Annotated in this window: 25 protein-coding genes and 1 pseudogene; 7 read left to right on the plus strand and 19 right to left on the minus strand. The window is 74.5% G+C overall.

All coding sequences use genetic code 11. The features are described 5' to 3' along the window. Positions 1-159, minus strand: a pseudogene (locus VKZ81_RS31625) (superoxide dismutase); the annotation flags it as partial. Between the two features lie 149 nt (positions 160-308). On the opposite strand from VKZ81_RS31625, the gene VKZ81_RS31630 reads away from it, so the two are divergent. Continuing rightward, a complete protein-coding gene (locus VKZ81_RS31630) occupies positions 309-1,001 on the plus strand; it encodes a DUF2306 domain-containing protein (RefSeq protein WP_324245415.1) in 693 nt (230 codons plus the stop codon). Here VKZ81_RS31630 and VKZ81_RS31635 read toward each other — a convergent pair. Together VKZ81_RS31635 and VKZ81_RS31640 are read right to left on the minus strand one after the other, a co-directional pair. Beyond that, positions 925-1,539, minus strand: coding sequence for a VOC family protein (locus VKZ81_RS31635; RefSeq protein WP_324245416.1), 615 nt, complete (start codon positions 1,537-1,539; stop codon positions 925-927). The genes VKZ81_RS31630 and VKZ81_RS31635 overlap by 77 nt on opposite strands. Before the next feature lie 35 nt (positions 1,540-1,574). Next, positions 1,575-2,450, minus strand: coding sequence for a LysR family transcriptional regulator (locus tag VKZ81_RS31640; protein WP_324245417.1), 876 nt, complete (start codon positions 2,448-2,450; stop codon positions 1,575-1,577). Positions 2,451-2,579: 129 nt separating this feature from the next. Here VKZ81_RS31640 and VKZ81_RS31645 point away from each other — a divergent pair, with 129 nt between their 5' ends. Beyond that, positions 2,580-3,863 carry an MFS transporter gene (locus VKZ81_RS31645; protein ID WP_324245418.1) on the plus strand — a complete coding sequence of 428 codons (1,284 nt, stop codon included), beginning with the start codon at positions 2,580-2,582 and terminating at the stop codon, positions 3,861-3,863. Here VKZ81_RS31645 and VKZ81_RS31650 read toward each other — a convergent pair. The 5 genes from VKZ81_RS31650 to VKZ81_RS31670 form a co-directional block, all read right to left on the minus strand. Further along, complete coding sequence (locus VKZ81_RS31650; RefSeq protein WP_324245419.1) at positions 3,849-4,820, minus strand: acetylxylan esterase; 972 nt, start codon at positions 4,818-4,820, stop codon at positions 3,849-3,851. The two genes, VKZ81_RS31645 and VKZ81_RS31650, sit on opposite strands and share 15 nt — an antisense overlap. Before the next feature lie 52 nt (positions 4,821-4,872). After that, the gene (locus VKZ81_RS31655) at positions 4,873-5,277 is read right to left on the minus strand and encodes an STAS domain-containing protein (protein WP_324245420.1); all 405 of its coding nucleotides are present in this window, start codon (positions 5,275-5,277) and stop codon (positions 4,873-4,875) included. A gap of 354 nt (positions 5,278-5,631) precedes the next feature. After that, the gene (locus VKZ81_RS31660) at positions 5,632-6,108 is read right to left on the minus strand and encodes a DoxX family protein (RefSeq protein ID WP_324245421.1); all 477 of its coding nucleotides are present in this window, start codon (positions 6,106-6,108) and stop codon (positions 5,632-5,634) included. 114 nt (positions 6,109-6,222) lie between these two features. Continuing rightward, entirely contained in the window at positions 6,223-6,873 is a 651-nt protein-coding gene (locus VKZ81_RS31665) for a GntR family transcriptional regulator (protein WP_324245422.1), read from the minus strand. Between the two features lie 2 nt (positions 6,874-6,875). After that, positions 6,876-7,004: a hypothetical protein gene (locus VKZ81_RS31670; RefSeq protein ID WP_324245423.1), complete on the minus strand. Its 129-nt coding sequence runs from the start codon at positions 7,002-7,004 to the stop codon at positions 6,876-6,878. Between the two features lie 74 nt (positions 7,005-7,078). On the opposite strand from VKZ81_RS31670, the gene VKZ81_RS31675 reads away from it, so the two are divergent. The 3 genes from VKZ81_RS31675 to VKZ81_RS31685 are packed head-to-tail and all read left to right on the plus strand — an operon-like array spanning position 7,079 to position 10,106. After that, entirely contained in the window at positions 7,079-8,110 is a 1,032-nt protein-coding gene (locus tag VKZ81_RS31675; RefSeq protein WP_324245424.1) for a Bug family tripartite tricarboxylate transporter substrate binding protein, read from the plus strand. Continuing rightward, positions 8,110-8,604, plus strand: a complete 495-nt coding sequence (locus VKZ81_RS31680) for a tripartite tricarboxylate transporter TctB family protein (protein ID WP_324245425.1) — start codon at positions 8,110-8,112, stop codon at positions 8,602-8,604. Before VKZ81_RS31675 ends, VKZ81_RS31680 begins: the two co-directional genes overlap by 1 nt. Continuing rightward, positions 8,604-10,106 carry a tripartite tricarboxylate transporter permease gene (locus VKZ81_RS31685; RefSeq protein ID WP_324245426.1) on the plus strand — a complete coding sequence of 501 codons (1,503 nt, stop codon included), beginning with the start codon at positions 8,604-8,606 and terminating at the stop codon, positions 10,104-10,106. Before VKZ81_RS31680 ends, VKZ81_RS31685 begins: the two co-directional genes overlap by 1 nt. Positions 10,107-10,685: 579 nt before the next feature. Here VKZ81_RS31685 and VKZ81_RS31690 read toward each other — a convergent pair. From VKZ81_RS31690 to VKZ81_RS31730, 9 genes are all read right to left on the minus strand, one after another. Next, positions 10,686-11,354, minus strand: coding sequence for a DUF1707 SHOCT-like domain-containing protein (locus VKZ81_RS31690; RefSeq protein ID WP_324245427.1), 669 nt, complete (start codon positions 11,352-11,354; stop codon positions 10,686-10,688). Positions 11,355-11,382: 28 nt separating this feature from the next. Continuing rightward, positions 11,383-12,390 carry a FecCD family ABC transporter permease gene (locus VKZ81_RS31695; RefSeq protein WP_324245428.1) on the minus strand — a complete coding sequence of 336 codons (1,008 nt, stop codon included), beginning with the start codon at positions 12,388-12,390 and terminating at the stop codon, positions 11,383-11,385. Further along, positions 12,387-13,394 carry a FecCD family ABC transporter permease gene (locus VKZ81_RS31700; RefSeq protein WP_324245429.1) on the minus strand — a complete coding sequence of 336 codons (1,008 nt, stop codon included), beginning with the start codon at positions 13,392-13,394 and terminating at the stop codon, positions 12,387-12,389. The genes VKZ81_RS31695 and VKZ81_RS31700 overlap by 4 nt, the downstream gene beginning before the upstream one ends. After that, positions 13,391-14,401, minus strand: coding sequence for an ABC transporter substrate-binding protein (locus VKZ81_RS31705; protein ID WP_324245430.1), 1,011 nt, complete (start codon positions 14,399-14,401; stop codon positions 13,391-13,393). The genes VKZ81_RS31700 and VKZ81_RS31705 overlap by 4 nt, the downstream gene beginning before the upstream one ends. Positions 14,402-14,455: 54 nt before the next feature. Further along, positions 14,456-15,007 (minus strand): DUF1638 domain-containing protein, encoded by a 552-nt coding sequence (locus tag VKZ81_RS31710; RefSeq protein WP_324245431.1) that lies wholly within the window; start codon positions 15,005-15,007, stop codon positions 14,456-14,458. A 100-nt stretch (positions 15,008-15,107) separates the two neighbouring features. Then, positions 15,108-16,928 (minus strand): ASKHA domain-containing protein, encoded by a 1,821-nt coding sequence (locus tag VKZ81_RS31715; protein ID WP_324245432.1) that lies wholly within the window; start codon positions 16,926-16,928, stop codon positions 15,108-15,110. Continuing rightward, positions 16,925-17,782 carry a dihydropteroate synthase gene (locus tag VKZ81_RS31720; protein WP_324245433.1) on the minus strand — a complete coding sequence of 286 codons (858 nt, stop codon included), beginning with the start codon at positions 17,780-17,782 and terminating at the stop codon, positions 16,925-16,927. Before VKZ81_RS31720 ends, VKZ81_RS31715 begins: the two co-directional genes overlap by 4 nt. 1 nt (position 17,783) lies before the next feature. Further along, positions 17,784-18,449 carry a corrinoid protein gene (locus tag VKZ81_RS31725; protein ID WP_324245434.1) on the minus strand — a complete coding sequence of 222 codons (666 nt, stop codon included), beginning with the start codon at positions 18,447-18,449 and terminating at the stop codon, positions 17,784-17,786. Further along, on the minus strand, positions 18,446-19,213 hold the full coding sequence (locus VKZ81_RS31730; RefSeq protein WP_324245435.1) for an IclR family transcriptional regulator: 768 nt from the start codon (positions 19,211-19,213) through the stop codon (positions 18,446-18,448). Before VKZ81_RS31730 ends, VKZ81_RS31725 begins: the two co-directional genes overlap by 4 nt. A 124-nt stretch (positions 19,214-19,337) precedes the next feature. Between VKZ81_RS31730 and VKZ81_RS31735 the strand changes: the two genes are divergently transcribed. Together VKZ81_RS31735 and VKZ81_RS31740 are read left to right on the plus strand one after the other, a co-directional pair. Further along, positions 19,338-20,777, plus strand: a complete 1,440-nt coding sequence (locus VKZ81_RS31735) for a trimethylamine methyltransferase family protein (RefSeq protein ID WP_324245436.1) — start codon at positions 19,338-19,340, stop codon at positions 20,775-20,777. 85 nt (positions 20,778-20,862) lie between these two features. Next, a complete protein-coding gene (locus tag VKZ81_RS31740; RefSeq protein WP_324245437.1) occupies positions 20,863-23,277 on the plus strand; it encodes a GcvT family protein in 2,415 nt (804 codons plus the stop codon). Between the two features lie 19 nt (positions 23,278-23,296). Here the strand turns inward: VKZ81_RS31740 and VKZ81_RS31745 are convergent, their stop codons facing one another. Together VKZ81_RS31745 and VKZ81_RS31750 are read right to left on the minus strand one after the other, a co-directional pair. Next, a complete protein-coding gene (locus tag VKZ81_RS31745) occupies positions 23,297-24,067 on the minus strand; it encodes an SDR family NAD(P)-dependent oxidoreductase (protein ID WP_324245438.1) in 771 nt (256 codons plus the stop codon). Continuing rightward, positions 24,064-25,494 carry an aldehyde dehydrogenase family protein gene (locus VKZ81_RS31750; RefSeq protein WP_324245439.1) on the minus strand — a complete coding sequence of 477 codons (1,431 nt, stop codon included), beginning with the start codon at positions 25,492-25,494 and terminating at the stop codon, positions 24,064-24,066. Before VKZ81_RS31750 ends, VKZ81_RS31745 begins: the two co-directional genes overlap by 4 nt. Positions 25,495-25,496 lie beyond the last annotated feature (2 nt).

Consider the following 25,496-nt stretch of genomic DNA (forward strand, 5'->3'; position numbering starts at 1 on the left):
CTTGTCGCGGGCCTCGGCGAGCTTGTCGAGGGTCTGGTTGAGGGCGTTGACGTAGGTCTGGTGGTGCTTGGAGTGGTGCAGCTGCATGATCTCGCCCGAGATGTGCGGGGCGAGGGCGCCGTAGTCGTAGGGCAGGTCGGGAAGCGTGTAGGTACCCATGCCCGGATCGTCGAACCTGAAGTCGGGTTGAGATCAAGCGGCGATGGCCCGGATCACTCACCGCGCCGCCCGGTACGCCCGGGGGAGTAGGCGAACCGTCGCCCGCGATCGGACGACACCGCGGCCCGCGGCGCCGACGATCGGACGCCATGGACACCCCGCTGGTTCGCCCGCGCCGGATCTGGCTGATGTTGGTGGTCGCGGTCGTGGCGGGCGCGGTGATGGCGGCCCCGTACGCGTCGCTCGACCCCGCGGCCGGCCGGATCGCGGTCGAGGGTCCGCTCCACCACCGGCTCCTGATCGCGCACATCGCCACCGCGACGGTCGCGCTGGTGCTCGGGCCGCTGCAGTTCGTCCCGGCGCTCCGGGCCCGCAGGCGCTGGCACCGCGGGATCGGGTGCACCTACCTCGCGGCGGGCGTGCTGCCCTCGGCCGTGGTCGCCGTCCCGGTGGCGCTGCTGTCGGACAGCCTCGTGAGCCGGGTCGGGCTGGTGGTCGTCGCGGCCGGGTGGCTGGGCACCGCCGTCGCTGCGCTGCGCGCGATCCGGGCGGGCGACGTCGCGGCGCACCGGGCGTGGATGACCCGCAACTACGCCCTGACCTTCCTCGCGGTGACCGCCCGGATCGTGGTGCCGCTGCTGCTGCTCGTGGGCCTGCTCTCCGGCGCGATCGCGCCCGCGGAGATGCCGACGGCCGTCGCGTCGCTGATCCCGGCCGGCCAGATCGCCGGGTGCGCGATCAACCTGGCCGTCGCCGAGGTGGTGCTCAGGCGAGCTCGACGGGGCCCGACGGGGTCCGGACCACGGCGTGCAGCGCAGGCTCCGGCGCCCGCTCCACGGTGACGTCGGCCGCCCCGAGCGCCGCCAGCCGCTCCCGGGCGGCCGCGGGCTCCGGGTGCCGGACGGCGAACGACTCCAGCCGCGCGCCGGGCGCGGCGGTGCGGCTGGGGTGTTCGGTGTCGCCCCACGCGATCAGGAACGGCGCCACCGCGGGCACGTCGGACGGCAGCGGGGTGAGCCGCCACGCCAGCCGCACCCCGTCGCCGCGCACCCGGGCCATGTCGCGGGCGTCGCCCGGGTCGTGGCCGCGGGCGCGGGCGGCGGCGATCGCGGCGTCGAGGTCGTCGACCCGCACCGCCCACGCGACGAGGCGTGGGCCCCGTAGCCCGTCGATGCCGAACGGCCGCGGTCGGCCCGGGTCGGGCTGCTCCGGGTCGGGCCCGACCACCTCGAGGTAGGCCCCACCGCCCAGGTCGGCGAGCGCGTTGCGGGTTCCCAGCCCGTCGTGGGCGCCGCCAGGGCTGGTGGCGAGCCCCTGCCGGGCGAGGTCGGCGACGGTGGCGGCGAGCTCGGGGGTGGCGAGGACGAGGTGGTCGATCACACCCCCGATCATCCGTCACGGCCAGGTCTGCGCGGTCAGGTCGTCGAGATGCTCGCGGGGCCGCTCGCGAGCACGGCGGCCGCCAGCGCCTTCGCGGCCGGGCGGCCCTCGGTGCGCGGATTGGTGAGCAGGACGAGGTCGATGTAGCCGAGCTCGGGCAGGCGATGCTGTGGACCGAGCGGCGTGAGCTGCACCGGGACGAGGCTGCTCGCGAGCGCCGAGATCCCGATCCCCGCCGCGACCGCGCCGATCAGGCCGTTGACGCCGCGGCACAGGCACGCAGGGCGGTAGGTGATGTTGGCCCGCTGCAGGGCGTTCTCCATCGCCGAGCGGGACAGGCTCGGGTTCGGGTAGACGACCAGGGGCAGCGGCTTGCTCATGTCCAGCCGGGTGCTGGCCGTACCCACCCAGACCAGGCGGTCGCGCTTGACCAGCTGGCCCCGCGGCTCGCCCCGGGGGCGCTTGCCCACGAAGAGGTCGAGCCGGTCGTTTTCCAGCCTGCGGTGCAGCGTGCCGCTCTGATCGATCGACAGGTCGAGGTCGACGAGCGGGTGGTCGCGGCGGAACTCCCGCAGTATCTGCGGCAGCCGCGTGAGCGCGAGGTCGTCGGACATTCCGATGCGCAGCCGGCCGTGCGGGCGTTCGCCGCTGAAGTAGTTCGCGGCCTGCTCGTGCGCCGCCAGGATGGAGCGGGCGAAGCCGATCATGGCCTCGCCGTCGGGGGTCATGGAGACGCTGTGTGTGTCGCGCTGCACCAGCACGCGCCCGGCGGCCTCCTCGAGCCTGCGGATGTGCTGGCTCACGGTGGGCTGCCGGATGCCCAGCCGCGCCGCCGCCTGCGTGAAGCTGCGCGTCTGCGCCACGGCCAGGAACGTCTGCAGCTGCGCGGGGTCGAACGTCTTGGCTGTCATATTGCTCCGCAATAACAGTTAGTCGCTTGATCGCCGTTCACAATACGGTACTGGCGCGGGATACTGAGGTACGGATTTCTGTGGCACTACGAAGGGTTATCCGTGACAACGGCTGCGGCCGACATACCCGTGAGCGGGACCACATCAACCTCCGATTCTTCTGCCCGATTCGGCACATTCGCCGCTCTTCGCGTACCGAACTTCCGCATCTACCTCGGCGCTCACGCGGTCGCCAGCACCGGCACGTGGATGCAGAACATCGCCCTCGAGTGGCTGGTCCTCGAGCTCTCGGGGAGCCCGGCCGCGGTCGGTATCACGATGGCCCTGCAGTTCCTGCCGATGCTGCTGCTGGGCATGTACGGCGGCGTGGTCGCCGACCGCTACCCCAAGCGCACGATCCTGCTGATCACCCAGACGCTCAACGGGCTCCTGGCCGCGGGTCTGGCCGTGCTGACGATCGGCGGGCACGTGCAGGTGGGGCACGTCTACGTGTTCGCGCTGCTCGCGGGCCTGGTGTTCGTCGTCGACAACCCCACGCGCCAGGTCTTCGTCAACGAGGTCGTCCCCGGCCGGTACGTCCGCAACGCCATCGCGCTCAACGCCGCGGTGTTCCAGACCAGCCGCCTCGTCGGGCCCGCCGTCGCCGGCGTCATGATCGCGACCGTCGGGTCCGGGTGGGCGTTCGCCGCGAACGCCGCCTCCTACCTCGCCCCGATCGCCGGCCTGCTGCTGATCCGCACCGCCGACCTGATCCGCACGCCCCCGGTCGAGCGGGCGCCCGGCCAGCTGCGCTCGGCGCTGCGCTACGTGGCCGAGCGGCCGCACGTGGCGTGGACGATCGTGCTCGTCGGCGTGGTCGGCACGTTCGGGCTCAAGTTCCCGGTGGTGCTCACCGCGATGGCCGACGAGACCTTCGCCGGCGGCGCGCAGCTCTACGGCATGTTCAACGTGGTGCTGGCGGTCGGCTCGGTGGCCGGGGCGCTGATCGCGGGCGGGCGCACCCGCACCCGGCTGCGGGCGATCGTGCTCACCGGGGCCGCGTTCGGCTCGGCGCAGGTCGCCGCGGCGCTCGCGCCCGAGCTGTGGGTGTTCTTCGCGGCGCTGGTGGCGATGGGCGCGGTGAACCTCGCGTTCCAGGCGATGGCCAACTCGTCGGTGCAGTCGTGGGTGGACGGGAACGTGCGTGGCCGGGTCATGAGCCTCTACATGCTCGCGTTCGTCGGCGGCACGCCGCTGGGCGGCCCGGTGGTCGGGTGGATCACCGACGCGTTCGGCGCCCGGGTCGGCATGGCCTTCTGCGGGCTCGTCCCGCTGCTGGCCGCGGTCGGGGTGGCCGTGGTGCTCGCTCGGCACGCCCGCGCCGAGCGGCGGCCCGAGCGGGCCGCCGCGCCGGAGCCGCTACCGGTCCAGTAGCCGGTTCAGCCAGCGGATCTGGGCCTGCCGCTGGTAGGACTCGCCGCCCTCGTGGTCGTTGTAGTGGTAGACCTCGATGTCCTTGTCGCCCGCGTAGTGGTTGTACGCGGCGTACACCGTGGACGGCGGGCAGATCAGGTCCATCAGTGCCACCGAGAACAGGGCGGGCGCGTTCGCGCGGCGGGCGAAGTTCACCCCGTCGAAGTAGGACAGGGTGCGCAGCACCTCGTCCACCCGCCTGCGGTGCACGGACAGGTAGCGGGTGAGCTCGGCGTAGGGGTCCTTGTCGCAGATCTCCAGCGCCCGGGTGAAGTGGCACAGGAACGGCACGTCGGGCATCACGGCCACGAGGTCGGGCACCAGCCCGGCCACCGCGAGGGTGATCCCGCCGCCCTGGCTCGCGCCCTGCACGGCCACGCGCGTGGCGTCGACGCCGGGCAGCGTGCGCACCGCCTCGACGGCGCGCACGGCGTCGGTGAACACGCGGCGGTAGAAGTAGGTCTCCGGGTCGTCGATGCCGCGGGTCATGAACCCGGGGGTGGCCGGGCCGGACCCGTGCGGGTCGGGCGTGCGCCCGCCGCCGCCCCACCCGGCGCCCTGGCCGCGGGTGTCGACGAGCAGGTGCGCGTACCCGGCGCTCGCCCAGCGCAGCGACTCGCCCGGCAGATCGCGGCCGCCGTTGTAACCGATGAACTCCACGACGGCGGGCAGCGGGCCGTCCAGCCCGCGCGGCACCGTGAACCACGCCCCGATGCGGTCGCCGCCGAACCCGCTGAAGCTCACGTCCTGCACCGCGACGGTGCGGTAGGGGGTGTCGACGTCCTCGGCGCGGACGTCGAGGTCGTGCGTGCGGGCCTCGTCGAGGGTCCGGCTCCAGAACGCGTCGAAGTCGTCGGGCCGGCCGACGTCGGGGCGGTAGGAAACGAGCTCGTCGAGCGTCAGGTCGGCGCGGGCCACGGATCTCCTGTCCTCGGCTTCGAGTTGCGAGGAGAAGATATCCGGCCCGCGATCACAGGCTCTCGAGGGCGCTGTCCAGGTCCGGGTGCAGCGGCAGGATCTGCTGCAGGTTCATCGTCTCCCACGGGCGCAGCACCGCGGTGTTGTCCGGGGGCGCCACGAGGCGCAGCGGGGGGAGCGGGTCCGGGGGCCGGGCGCGGTAGCCACCGCCTGCGGGGGCGGTGGTGCGCGTGGCGAGCTCGGCGAGGGTGCCCAGCCCGGACGAGCCGAGGAAGCTCACCTCGGTCAGGTCGACGACGACGCCGGCGAGGTCGGGCCCCTTCATGGTCTCGTCGACCGTCTCCATCAGCTTGCGCGCGGTCAGCAGGTCCAGCTCACCGGCCACGGTGACGACGGCTGCTGATCCGATCCGCCTGACCGTCAGCCTCATGACGTCGGCAGGGTCGCTGTCGCTCATCCGGGAACCGTATCCGGCGCGGCGGGGTCGCGGCGACGCGGAGCGTGACCGGCGTGCCGCGGGGGCGGCCACGCACCGTGACGCCTGTGGCCGGTGTCACCCGTCCGGGGGGCCTTGGCGGCGGGCGGTGTATGGACGCCGCCTGCCGGGGTAGCCGTCGTTGTGTGGATCTCGTTCGTCGTGCCGGTCGCCGTCCTGCTGGGAACGCTGCTTCTGCAGCGGCTCGAGACCAGGCTCCTCGGTGATCCGGTGCGCGACGAGCGTCCCGCCGGCCGCGAAGCGGTGCCCGTCGGTGCGGAACGGCCGCTGGTGAGCCGGCGCGGGCGGCCGCGCCGGGCCCCGCGCTCCCCGGTGCTACGCGCGACCGCCTGAGACACCCGCCGACGCGGGCGCCCGCCGGGTTCGCACGTGGTGGGCGACCACGGCGAGCGTGGCCGCGAGGAACACCAGCTGCATGAGGGTGCGCGGCAGCAACGGCGTGCCGAACCCCTCCAGCGCCGCGTGGACGTTCGCGGGGAACATCACCACGAGCAGCGCCGACAGCCCCGCCGCCGCCCCCGGCGCCGTCCGGGCGACGAGCAGTCCGGCCGCGCCGGCGAGCTCGAGCACCCCGGTGATCGTCACCAGCAGTTCGGGCGCGGGCAGCGCGGGCGGCACCATCGCGATCAGCTCCTCGCGCATCCACGCGAAGTGCACCACGCCGGTGAGCGTGAACATCGCCGCCAGCCCGCCGCGCAGCGCGACGGGCCACGGCCGGAGGGCGCGCACGCCCGCGGCCCCCGCGGCCAGCAGGAGCGCGGTGACGGCGACGAGGGTGATGAGCGGTTCCACGGCAGGCTCCTACTCGGCAGTATCAAGTTGGCAGTGTCAAGTTGACAGTGTCAAGTTGACGCTGCCAAGATGCCGCGGCCGCTCCATCTTGTCAACGTCAATCCGGGGGTGGGGTCACTCCGGTGTGGCGGCCGCCTCCCGCAGCAGGGCGAGCCGGATCTCCCGCGCCGTGGTCATGTGCCGGCCCGCGATGTCCCGGGCCGCCTGCTCGTCGCGGGCCCGAACGGCCGCGACGAGCCGGTCGTGCTCGTCGAGGGCGGTCGTCCACCGGTCGCCCACCGAGAGCGTGGAGCGGGGCGCGTGGACGAGGTGGATGGAGAGCCGATCCAGCAGGTCGATCAGCACGGGGTTGTGGGTGGCCTGCCAGACGGCGGCGTGGAACTCCAGGTTGGTGCGGATCCGCGTGGTGTCGTCGGGGTCGCGCAGGGCGCGGTCGCGGGCGAGGAGGCCTTCGAGGCGCATCAGGTCGGCGTCGCTGCGGCTGCGCGCGGCCTGGCCCGCGGCCTCCGCCTCGAGCAGCACGCGCATGTCGTAGACCTGCACGACCTCGGTGGGGTCGATCGAGCGGACCTGCATGCCGCGGGCGCCCGGGGCGAGGAGGCGGTCCTGCTCCAGCCGGCGCAGGGCCTCCCGCACCGGGGTGCGCGACACCCCGAACCGCTCCGCGAGCGGGATCTCCCGCAGCGGGGTGCCCGGCGGGAGCGCACCGGAGAGGATCTGCTCGCGGAGGTCGGCGTAGACCGCCTGTGCGTCGGTGCCCGCCATGATCACGACGGCGAGCCGGCCCGGCGGCCGAGCACCGCGCCCGCGGTGCGGCCGCTGCCGCCCGGGTGGTTGTCGCCGACCACGACGACGTCGGCGGTCTCGATCTCCTCCTGCACCGGCAGCCCTTCCACTTGTCCGTGACTGCACATCACTGTATACAGCCGTCGGCAGGTCAAGGGATCGGACCGGCGACGGGAGGCCGGCGATGGGGGGACCGGAGACCACCGAGCAGGGCGACCCGCGCAGGCCGGGCCGCGGCGTGGCCGCGCTCGCGGTCGCGCTGGCGGCGACGGTCGCGATCGTGCTCACCGCGCCCGCCGACGACCGCGGCGCCGCGCAGGAGGTGCTGGGCGAGCGGCAGCTGAGGATCATGGCCCCGGCCTCGCCCGGCGGCGGCTGGGACCAGACCTCGCGGGAGATGCAGAAGGCCCTGCGCGAGCTGGTGGGGCGCACCGAGGTCTACAACGTCTCCGGCGCCGGCGGCACCATCGGCCTCAGCCAGTTCGTCCGCCACGAGGGCGACCCCGCCGAGCTGATGACCACCGGGCTGATCATGATGGGCGCGGTCATCGCGAACGGGTCGCCGCACTCGCTCGCCGACACCACCCCGCTCGTGCGGCTCACCACCGACTACCAGGTGATCGTGGTCGCCGCCGACTCGCCGATCACCGGCGTGGCGGACCTGGTCGCGGCCATGCAGGCCGACGTCGGCGCCGTCTCGATCTCGGGTGGGTCGGCGGGCGGCGCCGAGCAGATCATGGCCGGGCTGCTCGCGCAGGCGGTCGGGGCGGACCCGGCCCAGGTCAGCTACGTCGTCCACTCCGGCGGCGGCGAGGCGCTCACCACCGTCCTGTCCGGGCGCTCGACGATCGGGATCTTCGGGCTGTCGGAGATCGCGCCGCAGATCGAGGCGGGCACCGTGCGCGCGATCGCCGTGTCGAGCGCGGAGCGGCTGCCGTCGCTGCCGGACGTGCCCTCGCTCGCCGAGTCCGGGCTCGACGTGGTCGTGGAGAACTGGCGGGGCGTGGTCGCCCCGCCCGGCATCTCCGACGAGGAGGAGCGGGCCCTGGAGGACGTGCTCGTCCGCATGGCGCACACCGAGGCGTGGCGCGACGCGCTCGCCCGCCGCGGCTGGGGCGACGCCCTGCTCGCCGGGGAGGAGTTCGAGGCGTTCGTGCGGTCCGAGCAGGAGCGGGTGTCGCGGGTGCTCACCCAGATCGGGTTGGGGGGAAGCTGATGGCAGGGCGGGAGGAGACGCGGGCCGCTGTCGACCGGCACACCGTGCTCGCCACCGCGGCGTTCGGCGGGCTGCTCGTGCTCGCCGCCGTCCTCGTGATCGTCGACGCGGTCCGGCTGCCCGACACCGCGGCCGCGGTCGGGCCCGCCGCGGTGCCGCTCCCGGTCGGGGTGGCGCTCGGCGTCGTCGGGGCGGCGCTGCTCGTCGACGCCCGCCGCAAGCTGCCGAGGGCGGGCGCGGGCACGCCGTGGCAGCCGCGGGCCGGGCTGCGGGTGCTCGCGCTCGTCGCGGCCCTGATCGGGTTCGCGCTGCTGCTGCCGCTGCTCGGGTACGTCGTCACCGCGACCGCCCTCTTCGTCACAGCGGCCCTGCTGCTCGGGGCGCCCCGCGACTGGCGGGTGCTCGCGTGGGGCTGGGCGCTGGCCGCCGTCGTTTTCCTGATCTTCGACCGCCTGATCGGGCTCACCCTGCCCGCGGGCCCGTGGGGGTTCTGATGGACGGCGTCACGCTCCTCGTGGAGGGCTTCGCCTCCGCGCTGACCCCGTCGCACCTGCTGTGGGCGCTGATCGGCGTCACGATCGGCACCGCCGTCGGCGTGCTGCCCGGCATCGGCCCCGCGCTCACCGTCGCGCTGCTCCTGCCGATCACGTTCCGGCTCGAGCCGTCGCACGCGCTGATCATGTTCGCCGGCATCTACTACGGCGGCATGTACGGCGGGTCGACCACGTCGATCCTGCTCAACACGCCCGGCGAGAGCGCGTCGATGATCTCGGCGCTCGAGGGCAACAAGATGGCCCGCGCCGGGCGCGCCGCCGCCGCGCTCGCCACCGCCGCGCTCGGCAGCTTCGTCGCGGGCACCATCGGCACCGTCGCGCTGACGTTCCTCGCGCCCGTGGTGGCCGACTTCGCCACCGGCTTCGGCCCGCCGGAGTACGTCGCGCTGATGGCGGTCGCGTTCGTCACCGTGAGCGCGCTGCTCGGGCCGAACCTGCTCAAGGGCTTCGCGAGCCTGCTCGTCGGCGTCACGATCGGGCTGATCGGCATCGACGCCCAGAGCGGGCAGCCCCGGCTGACCTACGGCCTCGACGCGCTGCTCGACGGCGTCGACGTCGTCATCGTGGTGGTGGCGCTGTTCGCCCTCGCCGAGGCGTTCGGGCACCTGCTCGCCGGGACCGGGCACACCACGGTCGAGCCGCTGCGCGGGCCCGCGGTGCTCTCCCGCTCGGACCTCCGCCGGTCCTGGCCCGCCTGGCTGCGCGGTACCGCGCTGGGATTCCCGATCGGCAGCCTGCCCGCGGGCGGCGCCGAGGTCCCCACGTTCCTGTCCTACGCCGCGGAGAAGCGGCTCACCCGCCACCCGGAGGAGTTCGGGCGCGGCGCGATCGAGGGGGTGGCCGGGCCGGAGGCGGCCAACAACGCCGCGGCGGCGGGCGTGCTGGTGCCCCTGCTGACGATCGGGCTGCCCACGTCGGCCACCGCGGCGGTGATCCTCACCGCGTTCCAGTCCTACGGGCTGCAGCCCGGCCCGCAGCTGTTCTCCGAGTCGGGGGAGCTGGTCTGGACGCTCATCGCGAGCCTGTACGTCGGCAACGTGATGCTCTTGGTGCTCAACCTGCCGCTGGTGCGGGTGTGGGCCCGGCTGCTCACGATCCCGGCCTACGCCGTCTACGCGGGCGTGCTCGTGTTCGCCACGCTCGGCGCGTACGCGGCCGGCGGCACCACGGTCGACCTGGTCGTCCTGTGCGGGCTGGGCCTGCTCGGGCTCCTGATGCGCGCCGCCGAGGTGCCGGTGGCCCCGGCCGTGGTCGGGCTGATCCTCGGCCCGCTGGCCGAGCAGCAGCTGCGCCGCGCGCTCACCCTGAGCGAGGGCGACCCGTCGATCCTGGTGTCCTCGCCGATCACGGTGTTCCTCTGGGTGGCCGTGGTGCTGGCCCTGCTGATCCCGCTGGTGCTGCCGGTGGCCAAGCGGCGCCGGCGGGCGCTCTCGGTGGAGTGAGGGCTCAGGGCACGCTCCGGCCGAGCGCCGTCGCCGCCGGGCGCGGCGAGCGCCAGTGCGGCGCCGAAGTACGGCGCGGCGGCGGGACCGAACCCGTCGACCACCACACCGCCGCCGACGGCGCCGAGCGCGATCGCGTCGTGGAACACACCCGCGAGCAGCGACGAGGCCGCCTCCCGGGCCTGCGGTGCCGACGGGGCGAACGCCGCCACCGTCCGCCGCACCGACCGCATCGCGGCGCTGCCGGCGGCGGAGTTGCCGACGACCCCTGCCACGCCGTAGCCGAGCAGCAGCGTGCCGGTCAGCGGCGTATCGACCTCCCGCGTCTCGAGCACGGGGTGGACGCAGGTGTCGGTGCCGAAGCGCCCGACCACGAGCAGCCGCGCGTCACGCAGCAGGGCGGCCACCCCGGACACCCCGCACACGCGCTCGGCGGGCAGCGGCCCGCGCCGAGGCCGGCGCGGCCATCCGGGGAGCGCGCTCGGCCGGGTGTGGCACCGCGACCACGAGAACGCGCGGATGCGCGCCTTCGCCGAGGTGGTCGCGGCGACGGTGCCCCGAGCCGGGCGTCGGCCGCCGTCAGGAGCGGTGCCACCACCGGGCGCGCCGGGGCGGGCGGATGTGCACCGAGCCGGCGCGGACCGAGCCGCGGATGCGGAACAGCGGGCCGCTCTGCCCGTCGGCGCGGCCGCGGAGGCGGTTCTCGACCTCGGAGAGGGTGGCCTGCAGCCCGTCCTGGTCGACCCGTGCGCCCGCGGGCAGGCGCAGCTCGACCGAGCCGCCCACCACGTCCAGCTCGAGGTCGACGACGTCGTGCGGGATGTTCGCCTCGGTGAAGTCCAGCTCCGCGGTGCCGACGATCGTGCGCACCACCAGGTGTGCGGGCACGTCCCACGCGCCGCGGCGGGTGACCGAGCCCAGCGTGCTGCGCACCTCGGCGCCGCCGCCCCCGTCCCCGGTCGGGCCGGTGCCCCCGCCGCTCACCGTCGGAGCGGGCCGCTGGATCGGCGGCGGGGCCGGGTTCGGCACCTGGGCCGGGCGGTCCGGGTGGGTCAGCCCCGGCAGGTCGAGCAGCACGACGTTGAGCTCGCCGCGGGTGCGCGCGGCGAGCGCGGTGTCGACGCGCCGGGTGAACTCGTCGATGTCGAGCAGCCCGGTGCCGACGGCCCGCTGCAGCAGCTCGACGACGTGCTCACGCTCGGCGTCCGAGACGCGCAGGAAGCGGGCGCTGGTGTGCTGATCGGTCACGCGACCACCGTATCGCCGCAGGGGTGTCTCACCGGTCGGCCCGCACCAGCAGGTACAGCAGGACCGGGGCACCGACGGCGGCGGTGAGCACGCCCACGGGCAGCTCGTCCGGCCCGAACAGGCGCCGGGCGGCGAGGTCGGCCCCGGCCACGATCAGGGCCCCGACCCCCGCCGCGGGCAGCAGCCCCGCGGGCCGGGGCCCGAGGATGCGGCGCACGATCTGCGGCGCGACGAGCGCGACGAAACCGATGGGCCCTGCGGCAGCGGTGGCGAGCGCGGTGAGCCCCACCGCGGCCGCCACCAGCGCGGCGCGGACGGTGCCGATCCGCCCGTCGAGGGCGCGCGCGAGGTCGTCGCCGAGCTCCAGCAGCCGCAGGTGGCGGGCGAGCAGCAGGACCACCGGCACCACCAGCGCCGGCCCGGTCGCCGCGACGAGCACGTCCGGCCAGGAGCGCCCCGCCACGTCGCCCACCAGCCAGGTGGCGGCCTGCATCGCGGCCTGCCGGTCGGATCGGGTGAGCAGGAACGACGCGGCCGCGTTCGCGAGTGCGGTCACCCCGATCCCGACCAGCACGAGCCTGCGGGGGCCGCCGCCCGCCACGGCGTACACGGTCGCCGCCGCGGCGGCGGCGCCGGTCAGCGCCCCGGCGACGACCGCGGCCGGCCCCGCCCCCACCACGACGATCATCACGACCGCCCCGGCCGACGCCCCGGCCCCGACCCCGATCACGTCCGGGCTGACCAGCGGGTTGCGGGCGATGCGCTGCAGCAGCGCGCCCGCGAGTCCGAGCGCCGCCCCGACCAGCAGCCCGACCAGAGCGCGGGGGAGCCGGTTGCGCACGACGATGTCGTATGTGAGCGGGGTGCCGCGGCCGGCCAGCGCGTCGAGCACCGCGGGCAGCGGCACCGGGTATTCGCCGACGGTCACGGCGTAGAGCGCCACCGCGGCCGCCGCCGCCCACGCGGCCGTCCCGAGCAGCACGGCCGACGGCTCCAGCCGCAGCGCGACCCGGCCGGCCCGCAGCGTCGCGGTCACGGCTGCGGCACCCGGCGCCGGCGCACCAGGTACAGGAACACCGGCCCGCCGAGCACCGCGGCCGTGACGCCGACCTGCACCTCCTCCGGCCGCACGACGACCCGCCCCACCACGTCGGCGAGCAGCAGCACCAGCGCCCCGAGCAGCGCCGACAACGGCAGGAGGCGCACGTGCGCGGGACCGACGAGGATCCGCGCCGCGTGCGGCACCACCAGCCCGACGAACGCGACGGGCCCGGCGACCGCGGTGGCCGTCCCGGCGAGGACCACGATCGCCCCGACCGCCACCGCGCGCAGGAGGGCCGGCCGGGCCCCGACGGCGCGCGCCGCGTCGTCGCCGAGCGCGGCGGCGTCGAGCGGCCGGGCGAGCGCGAGGGCGAGCGCGGTGCCGGCGGCGAGGAACGGGACGGCCTGCGCCACCGTGGCGAGATCGGCCCTCGCGAGCGACCCGACCAGGAAGAACCGGAACCGTTCGAACAGGTCGTGGTCGCGCAGCACCACCGCCGAGGTCAGCGAGAACAGCAGGGCGGACACCGCCGCCCCGACCACGGCGATCGTGCCCGGGGTGGCGCCGCCGCGGCCCGCGGAGGCGATGGCGAGCACGGCGGCGAGCGCGAGCGCCGCCCCCGCGAAGCAGAACCACACGTAGCCGCCGAGCGGCTCGACACCGACGAGCGCGAGCGCCACCACGCCCGCGAACGCGGCCCCGCCGTTGACCCCGAGCACCTCGGGCCCGGCGAGGGGGTTGCGGGTGAGCCCCTGCGCGACGGCGCCCGCGAGCCCCAGTCCGGCGCCGGCGAGCAGCCCGGCCGCGGTGCGGGGCACCCGCAGGTGCACGACGACGGCGCTGCCGGCCGCGCCGGGGTCGGCGAGCGCCGCGACCAGGTCGGCGGGCGTGACCGGCTGGATGCCGACGAGCAGCGACAGCCCGGTCGCCACGATCACGGCGAGCGCCGCCACCGCCGGGGCGGCGCGCGGTCGGCGGCGGGTGGCGAGGCCGATCACCGCAGCTCGGGGTGCACGAGCGCGGCGGCGAGCTCGGCGGCGTGCGCCGCCCGCACCCCGGCGGCGCGGTCGGCGAACAGGAAGCCGTGCACGCGCCCGTCGCGGACGGCCCGCAGCCCGGCGAGGGCGGGGTGGGCGCGGATGCGCTCCGCGTCCCGCTCGGCGTCGGCGAGGGTGAAGGAGGCGTCGCAGCAGGTGCTGGTGAGGATCACGTCCGGGTCCCGGGCGGCGATCTCCTCGGCGCCGACGGTGAAGTTGCGCCTGCCCTGCAGGTCGGCGAAGGCGTTGTCGGCGCCCGCGACGTCCAGGATGCGGGTGACGAAGTCGGGTCCGCCCGCCACCCGGAACGTCCCGTCGTCCTGGGGGTTCACCACCGCGACCCGCGGGCGGGGCGCGCCGGCCACCCGCTGCTGCACCGCCGCGACGCGGGCCTGCATGTCGGCCACCACGCGCGCGGCGCGGTCCTGCACGCCGAAGAGCCTGCCCAGGTCGCGGACGTCGGCGTAGACGTTCTCGAAGTTCACGGACGCGGGGTCGATCGCCTCGTCGGACAGGCCGTCGGCGCTCGGGCACAGCGGGGAGAGGATCCACGACCCGACGCCGAGCTCGGCGAGGCTCGCGCGGGTGCCGACGGACTCCGACCCCGCCGCGGCGAACAGGTTGTTGTAGCCGGAGAGCACGAAGTCCGGGTTCGCGGCGAGCAGCGCCTCCCGGCTGGGCGTCTCCGGCAGGTAGGGCGCGGCGGCCTGGGCGGCGGCGTACTCGGGGAGCACCTGCGCGTCGAGGTAGGCGGTGCCGACGAGGCGGTCGCCCACCCCGAGCGCGTGCACCAGCTCGATCGCCGGCTGGTAGACGGCGTAGATGCGCTGCGGCGGCGCGGGGACCGCGACGTCGATGCCGCAGTTGGTGGCCCGGATCGCGGTGGGCGCGGGCGCCGACGCGGCGGGTGGGCCGCTGCAAGCGCCGAGGAGGGCCGCGGTCACGACGATCACCACTGCGCGCAGCACGGGGCGCGATGCTACTGCTCATCTGAACAAATCTTCAAATGTGAGGTGGGGTCGCTACCCGCGGCACGCCGCGACCAGCAGCTCCAGCTCCCGCTCCAACCCGGCCTCCCCGACCTCGACGACCTCGAGCGGGAGCCGCAGGTAGGCCGCGGCCCGCTCCGCGGCCGCCCGGATCCGCGGCACCGGGTGCTGGGCGAGCCACACCACCCGCCGGTAGTGGCGGAAGTACTCCTCGCGCAGCTGCGGGTACCGGTCGAGGCCGAGCTCGCGGATCACCGACCGGTCGAACGACAGCGCGAGGTAGTCGGTGAGGACGTACGTGCCGGGCTCGTCGGCGTAGATCCGGCGCATCCGCTCGGCGCCGGCGAAGGCGTCGTAGCAGGTGTCGCCGCGCAGGCGGGGGAGGCCGAGGCGGGCGCACACCTCGTCCAGCGCGCCGTAGGTGCCGCAGTCGGCGTAGGCCACCGCGACGGCCGCGTGGGTGGCGCGCAGGTCGACGACCCGCTGCTCGACCGCGGCCGCGATCCGCTCGGGGTGGTTGTGCAGCAGCGGCGGCAACGGGTGGACCTCCACGGGCCACCCGCGCCGCCCGACGACGGCGGCCACGTGCGCGGCGATGGCGCCGCAGGCGACGACGGCGACCCGGCGCCCTTCAGGAAAGCCACATTCATGAACGTGGGCTTCATGAATGTGGCTTTCCTGAACCTCAGGTGGGGAAGGCCAGCTGGTCGATGAACCGGTCGTTGAAGTCCGGGCGGTCGCTGAGCTCGACGTAGCGCACCTCCTCCAACAGGGCCTCGGCGGCGGCGCGCTCGCGGACCGACAACAGCGCCATCTTGGCGCCCTCGCCCGCGACGTTGCCCGCGCTGACGATGCGCAGCACCGGGATGCCCGGCACCAGGCCGATCCGGACCGCGGCGGCCGGGGACAGGTAGCTGCCGAACGAGCCGGCGAGCAGCACCTGCTGCACGTCGGCCGGGTCGATCCCCAGCTCGGCGGCGAGCAGTCGCCAGCCGGTGGCGATCGCGGCCTTGGCGAACTGCAGCTCGCGCACGTCGCGCTGGGACAGGTACACGCCGGGCGCGAGCACGAACACCCGCTCGTCGCCCACGGTCTGCAGCCGGTCGGCGAGCCCGGGGCGCAGCCGCGCCGCCGCCTCCGGGGTGAGCAGCCTGCCCGAGGCGTCGAGCAGGCCGACCTGCAGCAGCGCGGCGACGGCGTCGACCAGCCCCGACCCGCACAGGCCGACCGGCTCGACGTCGCCGATCACCTGCAGCGCCACGTCCTCGTCGGAGATCTTCACGCCCTCGATGGCGCCCGGAGCGGCGCGCATCCCGCACCGGATCTGCGCCCCCTCGAACGCAGGCCCGGCCGGGGCGGCGGTGGCGAGGACGCGGTCGCCGTCGGACAGCACGATCTCGCAGTTGGTGCCGACGTCGACGAACAGGCGCACCCGCTTGTCGCGGTCCATCCCGGACGCGAGCGCGCCCGCCACGATGTCGCCGCCGACGTAGGCGCCGAGCGCCGGGAACACGTACGCCCGGGCGGCCGGGTGCAGCCGGAGCCCGAGGTCGTCGGCCCGCAGCCGGGGGTAGGACCGGGTGGCCATCACGAACGGCGCCACCCCGAGCGGCTCGGGGTCGATGCCCAGCGCGAGCGCGGTCATCGTCGCGTTGCCCGCGACCGCGACCTCGTAGACGTGGGCCGGGTCGACGCCCGCCGCCGCGCACACCTCGTGGGCCAGCCGGTCGAGCGCCTCCCGGGCGTGCCCGGTGAGCCTGCCGAGCGCCTCCGGGTCGAGCATGGTGGCGCTGATGCGGGTGATCACGTCGCCGCCGAGCGGCTGCTGCGGGTTGAGCAGCGATGCCAGACCCGCGGGGGTGCCGGTGGTGAGGTCGAGCAGCGTGGCGACGACGGTGGTGGTGCCCAGGTCGAACGCGATGCCGTACACCCGGTCGGTGGTGTCGCCCGGCTGCACGTCGACCAGCACGTCGTCGACCAGCACCGCGGTCACGCGGAAGTCGGCGGCGCGCAGCGCGCGGGGCAGCGCACGCAGCGCGTGCAGGTCGACCGCGGGCTCCAGGTCGGGAAGCGCGGCGAGCAGGCGCTCGAGGTCGGTGCGCTGGTCGGCGAGCGTCGGCTCGGGCAGCTCGACGCAGCGCTTCTGCACCGCGGGCCGCAGGATCACCTGCCGCCCGACGCCCACCGTGGCCGCCTTGGGCCGGGTGACGAGCGGCGGTACCTCGACCCGCAGGTCGCTCGTGGCCGGGGCGCGGCAGGCGAGCCGCCACCCGGCGCGCAGCTCGTCGGCGTCGAACGCGCGCGGGTCCAGCCGGGAGACCGGCACGTCGCCCTCGACGACCCGGACCTTGCACTTGCGGCAGGTGCCGTGGCCGCCGCAGGTGGAGTCGATCGCGATGCCGTTCCAGCTGGCGGCGTCGAACAGCGTGACGCCCGAAGGCACCCGCACCTCGCGGGGCCGACCGCCGTCGACCTCGTAGGAGATGCGGACCCGGTCGGTGCTCACGCCGGCTGCTTCCTCGCCCGGTGCGCCGCGATCCACGCCGCGCCCCACTCGTCGTTGCCGAGCAGCAGGTCGGCGGCCTTCACCGCGTCGACGATCTGCGGGGTGCGCACGTCCATGACCGCGCTGGTGAGCCCGCACGTCATGGCCATCGGCAGGAACGCGGCGCCGAGCGCGTGCCGGTCCGGCATGCCGAACGAGACGTTGGACGCGCCGAGCGTGGTGTTCACCCCGAACTCGTCGCGGATCAGCTCCAGGGTGTCGAGCGTCTTGCGCACCAGCGTGGAGTCCGCGCCCACCGGCATCGCGAGCGGGTCGATCACGATGTCCTCGATCGGGATCTCGTACTCGCCGACCGCGACGTCGATGATCTTGCGGGTGATCTCGAGCCGCTTGCGCGGCTCGTCGGGGATCTCGTCCTCGGCGTTGGGGAGGGCGATCACGGCCGCGCCGTGCTCCTTGACCAGGGGCAGGATGGCCTCGAGCCGCTCGCGCTCGCCGGTGACGGAGTTGACCAGCGCCTTGCCGCGGTAGGCCGCGAGCCCGGCCTCGAGGGCCTCCACCACCGACGAGTCGATGCACAGCGGCAGGTCGGTGAGCTCCTGGATCATCGTGACCGCGCGCGAGAGCAGCTCTGCCTCGTCGGCGAGCGGCACACCCATGTTGACGTCGAGCATCGTGGCGCCACCGGCGACCTGCTGCTCGACGTCCACCGCGATCCGGGAGAGGTCGCCGGCCCGCAGCTGCTCGGCGAACTTCTTGCGGCCGGTGGGGTTGATCCGCTCGCCGATGAGGCAGAACGGCTGGTCGGGGCCGATCACCACCTCGCGGGTGGCCGAGGAGACCGTCGTGTGCACCTCACACCCCCACCGCGGCCCGTCGGGTGGCGAGCAGCTCCTTGGCGCGCCGCACCGCCGTGGACGCGTCGGCGGCGTAGCCGTCGGCGCCGACGGCGTCGGCGTACTCCTGGGTGACCGGGGCCCCGCCGACCATGACGATCACCTGGTCGCGCAGGCCCGCCTTCTGCAGCGCGTTGATGTTGGCCTTGAACATCGGCATGGTCGTGGTGAGGAACGCCGAGAACCCGACGATGTCGGGCTTGTGCTCCAGCACGCCGGCCACCACCTTCTCCGGCGAGACCTGCACGCCGAGGTCGATCACGCGGAAGCCCGCGCCCTCCAGCATGATGTTGACGAGGTTCTTGCCGATGTCGTGCACGTCGCCCTTGACCGTGCTCATGAGGAACGTGCCGACGGTCCGGGCGCCGGTCTCGGCGAGCAGCGGGCGCAGCCGGTCGAGCGCCCCCGCCATCGCCCGGCCGGCGATGAGCATCTCGGGCACGAAGAAGTCGCCGCGCTCGAACCGGGCGCCGACCTCCTCCAGCGACGGGATGAGCGCGTCGAACAGCATCGTCTCCGGCGCCAGACCGGCCTCGAGGCCCTGCTCGGTGAGCTCGAGCACCCGCGGCCCGTTGCCGACGAGGGTCTCGTCGTAGAGCGCTCTGAGGATCTCCTCGTCAGTCATACGGCTTCCTTTCCCCAGTGGTGGCCGAGCTGGGCGGACAGCCCGCGCAGCTCGCGGACCAAGATGTCCCCGAGCCGGGTGATCCCGTGGTCGTTGATGCGGGTGGTGGGGCCGGACACCGACACCGCGGCGATCACGGCCCCGTCGACGCCGCGGACGGGGGCGGCGACCGCGCCGAGCCCCACCTCCAGCTCGTCGAGCGAGACGGCCCAGCCGCGCCTGCGCACCTCGACGAGCATGTGCTCGAGCGTGGCGCGGTCGACCGGCGAGTGCGGGGTGCGCCGCTCCAGCTGCCCCGGCGGCAGCGGGAGCACCCCGAACGCGTAGAGCACCTTGCCCAGCGCGGTGCAGTGGGCCGGCACGTCGACCCCGACCCAGTTCGTGGAACCGAGCAGGTAGCGGCTGTCGATCTGGGCGATCTGCACGACCTCCCGGCCGCGCGGCACCGACATGTTCACCGTCTCCTCGGTGAGCTCGCTGATGCGGTCCAGGGTGGGCCGGGCGAGCTCGACGAGGTCGTGCAGCGCGCTGGGGCGGGCGGCGTAGATCGAGAACAGCGCGCCGGGGCGGAAGGCGCCGTTCTGGTCGCGCTGGACCAGCCGGCTGCGCTCGAGCGCCTGCAGCAGGCGGGAGGTGGTGGACTTCGCGAGCCCGAGCTCGGCCACGAGCGAGCTGAACGTCCGCGGCGCACCGGACTCCACGACGAGCGCGAGCAGCGCGCTCGCGCGGTCGACGGCCTGGCTGCCCAGATGTTGTGTCGGCATCGCCGGATCCGTTCCCGAAGAGTTCCATGTTATGGAACCAGTGTTCCGAGGAATGCCGTTAGGATCCTGCCGGCATCGGTCGCCGTCAAGCACCGGTTTTTGCGAAGATCCGCAGGGGGTCCGCATGTTCCGCAACACCATGCCGCGCTACGAGATCCTTTCCGAGGAAGCGATGGCCACCCTCGACCGCGGGTGGCGGCGGATCGTCAGCGAGATCGGGGTGGAGTTCGTTTCCGAGCGCGCGCTGGAGCTGTTCCGGCAGGCCGGCCAGAAGGTCGAGGACCAGTGCGTGATCTTCGACCCGGACTTCGTGCTGGAGCAGGTGGCCAAGGCGCCGCGCTCGTTCGACGTGCAGGCCCGCAACCCGGCGCACACCGTCCACATCGGAGACGACGCGATGGTCTTCGGCAGCGTCTACGGGCCGCCGTTCGTCCGCGAGGGCGACGTCCGGCGCGACGCGAAGCTCGCCGACTTCCACTCGTTCGCCAAGCTCGCCCAGAGCTTCGACGCCATCGACTCCGCAGGTGGGGTGGTGTGCGAGCCGGAGGACGCACCCCTGGACTCGCGGCACCTCGACATGACCTACGCCCTGCAGACGCTCACCGACAAGATCTACATGGGCAACGTCGTCTCGGGGGAGAACGCGCGTGACACGCTGGCCATGACGGAGATACTCTTCGGCGGCCGCGAGGCCATCGAGGCCACGCCCGCGACCATCTCCTTGATCAACTGCAACTCGCCCCTGCGGTGGGACGAGCGGATGCTCGAGGCGCAGTTCGTCTACTCCGAGGCGAACCAGCCGGTCGTGCTGACCCCGTTCCTCCTCATGGGTGCGATGTCGCCGGTTTCCATTCCTGCAACGTTGGCGCAACAGATGGCGGAGGCGCTCACCGGCATCGCGTTGTCGCAATTGATCAGGCCCGGCGCACCCGTGATCTTCGGTTCGTTCCTGTCGAACATCGACATGCAGTCCGGGTCCCCCTGTTTCGGGACACCCGAATCGGCGGTGGGGTTGCTCTGTACGGGTCAGATCGCCCGGCGGTTCGGGCTACCGGTGCGTTCCGGGGGCGGGTTGACCTCGAGCCAGACCCCCGACGCGCAGGCGGGCTACGAGAGCCTGATGACGATGCTCCCGACGTTCCTCGCGGGCATCAACTGGGTCATGCACGCCGCGGGCTGGCTGGAGGGCGGGCTCGTCGCCTCCTACGAGAAGTACGTGCTCGACGTCCAGGTGCTGGAGATGCTGCAGCAGGAGTTCACCCCGCTGGAGATCGACGAGGCGTCGCTGGCGTTCGAGGCCCACGACGAGGTGCGCCACGGCGGGCACTTCCTCGGCGCGGCACACACCATGGAACGGTTCCGCACCTGCTTCTACCGCCCGTTCCTGTCCAGCTCGGACAACTACGAGCGGTGGGTCCGCAACGGGGCGGCCGACGCCGCGGCCCGGGCCGCCGAGGTGGCCCGCACGAAGCTGGCGGAGTACGAGCCACCGCCGCTGGACGACGCGATCCGTGAGGAGCTGGAGGACTACGTGGCGCGCCGCAGGCGCGAGCTGGGCGACTGAACTCCGACGAGCGGCGCGTTCGCCGGAACCCGATCCGACCAACGCGCCGCTCGTCGGATCCGAAGCGGAGACCGGGAGGAGTGGCATGACCGGAGCGCGCGTCGTGATCATCGGGGCCGGCGTGGTGGGGGCCGCGCTCGCCGACGAGCTCTCCGCCCGCGGCTGGACCGACGTCACCGTCGTCGACCAGGGGCCGCTGCCCGCGGCGGGCGGGTCCAGCTCGCACGCGCCGGGGCTGGTCTTCCAGGCCAACCCGTCGAAGACGATGACGGAGATGGCCCGCTACACCGTCGACAAGCTCGGCGGGCTCTCCCTCGACGGGCAGCCCTGCTACCTGCCGGTCGGCGGCCTGGAGCTGGCGACCACGCCGGAGCGGCTCGCCGACCTGCACCGCCGGTGCGGCTGGCTCACCTCGTGGGGCGTCGAGGCCCGGGTCGTGGGGCCCGACGAGTGCGTCGCCCTGCACCCGCTGCTCGACCGCGACGCCGTGCTCGGCGGGCTGCACACCCCGACCGACGGCCTCGCGAAGGCGGTGCGGGCCGTCGACGCCCAGCTGCGCGCCGCCGCCGAGCGCGGCGTGCGGATCCTCGACCGGCACGAGGTCACCGGCATCTCCGTCACCGGCGGTCGGGTCACCGGGGTGGTCACCGACCACGGCGAGCTGCCCGCCGACGTCGTCGTCTGCTGCGCGGGGATCTGGGGCCCGAAGGTCGCGGCGATGGTGGGGGTGTCGCTGCCGCTCACGCCGCTGGCCCACCAGCTGGCCTACACCGACCCGATCCCGGCGCTCGCCGGCCACGACCGGGAGGCCACCCACCCGATCCTGCGCCACCAGGGCGCCGACCTCTACCTGCGTGAACGCGGCGAGTCGCTCGCCGTCGGCTACTACGGCCACGACCCGATGCCGGTCGACGCCCGCGACATCCTCGGCGTCGACGAGGCCGAGGTGATGCCGTCGGTGCTGCCGTTCACCGAGGACGACTTCGCCCCCGGCTGGGCCGAGGCGCAGGCGGTCCTGCCCGCCCTGCGCGAGGCCAAGGTCGCCGACGCGATGAACGGCCTGTTCTCGTTCACGATCGACGGCATGCCGCTCATGGGGCCCGTGCGCGACGTCCCGGGTTTCTGGGTGGCCGAGGCGGTGTGGGTCACCCACTCCTGCGGGGTGGCCAAGGCGGTGGCCGAGTGGCTGGTGGAGGGCCGGTCGACGAGCTTCGACCTGCACGAGTGCGACGTGAACCGGTTCTGGCCGCACCAGCTCGCCCCCGACTTCGTGCTCGCCAAGAACAAGCAGAACTACGTCGAGATCTACGACGCGCTGCATCCCCTCGAGCCCATGCGCGAGCCGCGGCCGCTGCGCACCTCCCCGTTCTACGAGCGGGAACGCGCCCTCGGCGCGGTCTTCCTCGAGGCCGCGGGCTGGGAGCGCCCGCAGTGGTACGAGACCAACGCCGCGCTCGTCGCAGGCCGCGACATCCCCACCCCCGACGACTGGGCCGCCCGCTGGTGGTCGCCCACCGTCGGGGCGGAGGCCCAGATCACCCGCGAGCGCGTGGCGCTCTACGACATGACGTCCCTGACCCGCATCGAGGTGAGCGGCGCGGGCGCCACCGCGTTCCTGCAGCGGGTGAGCACCGGCAACGTCGACCGCCCGGTCGGCACGGTCACCTACTGCCTGCTGCTCGACGAGGGCGGCGGCATCCGCAGCGACATCACCGTCGCCCGGCTCGGGCCCGAGGAGTACCAGGTCGGCGCCAACGGCCCGCTCGACCTCGACCTGCTGCTGCGCGCGGCGCCCGACGGCGTCGTCGTCCGCGACACCACCGCGGGCACCTGCTGCGTCGGGATCTGGGGCCCGCTGGCTCGCGAGGTGGTGCTGCCGCTCGCGCCCGACCTCGCCGACGTGCGGTACTTCCGGTGCAGGCGGGTGTACGTCGGCACGGTGCCGGTCACCGCGCTGCGCGTGTCGTACGTGGGCGAGCTGGGCTGGGAGCTCTACACCACCGCCGACATGGGCCGCACGCTGTGGGACGCGCTGTGGCAGGCAGGCCGCGAGCACGGGATCATCGCCGCGGGCCGGGGCGCGTTCAACTCGCTGCGGCTGGAGAAGGGCTACCGCTCGTTCGGCACCGACATGACGTTCGAGCACGACCCGTGGGAGGCCGGGCTCGGGTTCGCCGTCAAGCTCGACAAGGGCGAGTTCACCGGCCGCAACGCCGTGCTGCGCCGCCGCGACCGGGTCCGCCGCAGCCTCGCCTGCCTCACGCTGGACGAGACGGTGCTGGGCAAGGAGCCGGTGTTCGCCGACGGCCGCCCGGTCGGCTACGTCACCAGCGCCGCGTACGGCTACACGGTCGGCCGCGGCATCGCCTACGCCTGGCTGCCCGCCGAGCTCGCCACGCCGGGACAGCCGGTCGAGATCGGCTGGTTCGACCGGCGCATCCCGGCGGTGGTGGCGCAGGAGCCGCTCGTCGACCCCGGGATGGAACGCCTGCGCGGTTGACCGGCGGCCGGCGTCGTCCTCACAGCCCCGGCGGCTCGTAGCGGCCGTCGACGGCGGTCCACCCCCCGTCGACGGTGAGCACGCTGCCGGTCACGAAGCTCGCCGCGTCCGACGCCAGGTACACCACGGCGCCGGCGAGCTCCGACGGCTGCGCCCACCGGCCGAGCGCGCTCTTGGCCGCGTAGGCGCCCGCCCACGCCGGGTCGGCGCGGATCTGCGTGGTCAGCGGGGTCTCGACGACGCCGGGGGCGATCGCGTTCACCCGCACCCCGCGCGGCCCGAGCTCGGCGGCCGCGGTGCGCAGCAGCTGCACCAGCCCCGCCTTCGTGGCCGCGTAGACGCCCTGGCCCGGCTCGACGGTGACCGCCCGGATCGAGGTGAACCCGATGATCGACCCGCGGCCGCGCTCGGCCATCGGGCCGCCGAACGCGCGGACCAGGTCGAACGAGGCGCGCAGGTTGAGGTCGACGACCCGGTCGAACTCGGCGTCGGCGTAGTCGAGCAGCCGCTTGCGGACGTTGGTGGCCGCGGTGAACACCAGCACGTCGACCTCGCCGAGCTCCGCGGCGGCGGCGCGGACCGCGGCCCGGTCGAGCACGTCGAGCGCGTACGCGGTGCCGGTCGCTGTCCCGGCCGCGGTCTCCGCGGCGGCGTCGGCGTCCCGGTCGGCGCACACGACCTCGGCCCCGTGCGCGGCGAGCGCGCGGGCCGCCTCCCGGCCGATCCCGCTGCCCGCGCCCACGACGACCGCGCGCCTGCCGTCGAGCCGGAACAGCCCCTGGTAGCTCACGGGCGGATCACCGCCATCCGCGTGACGGTCAGCTCCTCGACCGCGAACCGCGGCCCCTCCCGGCCGATGCCGGAGTCCTTCACGCCCCCGTAGGGCATCGTGTCGGAGCGGAAGCCGGGCACCTCGTTCACGACGACACCACCCACCTCCAGCCGGTCCACCGCGCGGAACGCCGCCGCGAGCGACCGGGTGAACACGCTCGCGTGCAGCCCGTAGCGCGAGGCGTTGACCACGTCGAACGCGGTCTCCAGGTCGGGCACGGTGCGCACGCACACCACCGGGCCGAACACCTCCTCGTCCCAGGCACGCACCCCGTCCGGGACGCCGGTCAGCACGGTCGGGACGCCGTCGCGCAGCCGCTTCGCGCCCGCGGCGACCGCCTCGTCGACCCACTCGTCCACCCGCCGCTGCGCCGCGGGGTCGATCAGCGCGGACACCCGGGTCGCGGGGTCGCGCGGGTCCCCGACGGTGACGTCGGCGAGCCCCGCCGCGAGCCGCTCCAGCAGCGCGTCGGCCACCGGCTCCTCCACCAGCACCCGCTGCACGGAGATGCACGCCTGGCCGGAGGCGTAGAACCCGCCGCGCAGGATCGCCGAGGCCGCGGCGTCGAGGTCGGCGTCGGCGGCGACGACGAGCGCGGCGTTCGAGCCGAGCTCCAGCAGCACCTTGCGGGGTGCGGCGGAGCGGGCGATCCGGTGCCCCACCTCGGCCGAGCCGGTGAACGAGACCGCGCCGATCCGCGGGTCGGTCACCAGCCGGGCGCCCACCTCGGCATCGCCGGTGACCAGCTGCACCATCGACGGCGGCGCCCCCGCCTCGCGCAACGCGTGCACGAGCCACAGCGTGGCGAGCGGGGTCTGCGGCGCGGGTTTGCCGATCACCGGGCAGCCCGCGGCGATGGCCGGGGCGAACTTGTGGGCGGCGAGCAGCAGCGGGTAGTTGAACCCCGTGATCCCGATGACGACGCCGATCGGCCGCCGGGTCCAGAAACCGATCATGCCGTCGCCGGAGGGCAGCAGGTCCAGCGGCACGGTCTCCCCGTGCAGCCGGGCCACCTCCTCGGCCGCCGCGGCGAGGGTCACCAGCGTGCGGTCGACCTCGACCCGGCAGTCGACGAGCGGCTTGCCGGTCTCCAGCACGAGCAGGTCCTCCAGGTCGCCACGGCGGTCGGCGAGCGCGTCGCGCGCCGCGAGCAGCACGTCGCGGCGGACCCGCGAGGGCAGCGCGGCCGCCTCGGCGCGGACGGCGAGCGCCGCCTCCAGCGCGGCCTCGGCGTCGGCGACGCGGCCGACCGGGCCGGGGGCGACGACCGAGCCGTCGTAGGGGAACCGGACGTCGGCGGTGGCCGCGGGCACCCAGCCATCGCCGATCGGCAGGCCGTCGGGGAAGGGGAGCGCGGGCGGCGTCACCGTGGTCGTCGTCGGCACCG

The organism is Pseudonocardia sp. (genome assembly GCF_035305885.1).
Taxonomy (GTDB): domain Bacteria; phylum Actinomycetota; class Actinomycetes; order Mycobacteriales; family Pseudonocardiaceae; genus Pseudonocardia.

Coding starts and splice junctions, on each gene's coding strand:
- VKZ81_RS31630 (WP_324245415.1), top strand. CDS start 309: ATGGACACCCCGCTGGTTCGCCCGCGCCGGATCTGGCTGATGTTGGTG.
- VKZ81_RS31640 (WP_324245417.1), bottom strand. CDS start 2,450: ATGACAGCCAAGACGTTCGACCCCGCGCAGCTGCAGACGTTCCTGGCC.
- VKZ81_RS31655 (WP_324245420.1), bottom strand. CDS start 5,277: ATGAGCGACAGCGACCCTGCCGACGTCATGAGGCTGACGGTCAGGCGG.
- VKZ81_RS31730 (WP_324245435.1), bottom strand. CDS start 19,213: ATGCCGACACAACATCTGGGCAGCCAGGCCGTCGACCGCGCGAGCGCG.
- VKZ81_RS31680 (WP_324245425.1), top strand. CDS start 8,110: ATGGCAGGGCGGGAGGAGACGCGGGCCGCTGTCGACCGGCACACCGTG.
- VKZ81_RS31665 (WP_324245422.1), bottom strand. CDS start 6,873: ATGGCGGGCACCGACGCACAGGCGGTCTACGCCGACCTCCGCGAGCAG.
- VKZ81_RS31675 (WP_324245424.1), top strand. CDS start 7,079: ATGGGGGGACCGGAGACCACCGAGCAGGGCGACCCGCGCAGGCCGGGC.
- VKZ81_RS31725 (WP_324245434.1), bottom strand. CDS start 18,449: ATGACTGACGAGGAGATCCTCAGAGCGCTCTACGACGAGACCCTCGTC.
- VKZ81_RS31735 (WP_324245436.1), top strand. CDS start 19,338: ATGTTCCGCAACACCATGCCGCGCTACGAGATCCTTTCCGAGGAAGCG.
- VKZ81_RS31740 (WP_324245437.1), top strand. CDS start 20,863: ATGACCGGAGCGCGCGTCGTGATCATCGGGGCCGGCGTGGTGGGGGCC.
- VKZ81_RS31685 (WP_324245426.1), top strand. CDS start 8,604: ATGGACGGCGTCACGCTCCTCGTGGAGGGCTTCGCCTCCGCGCTGACC.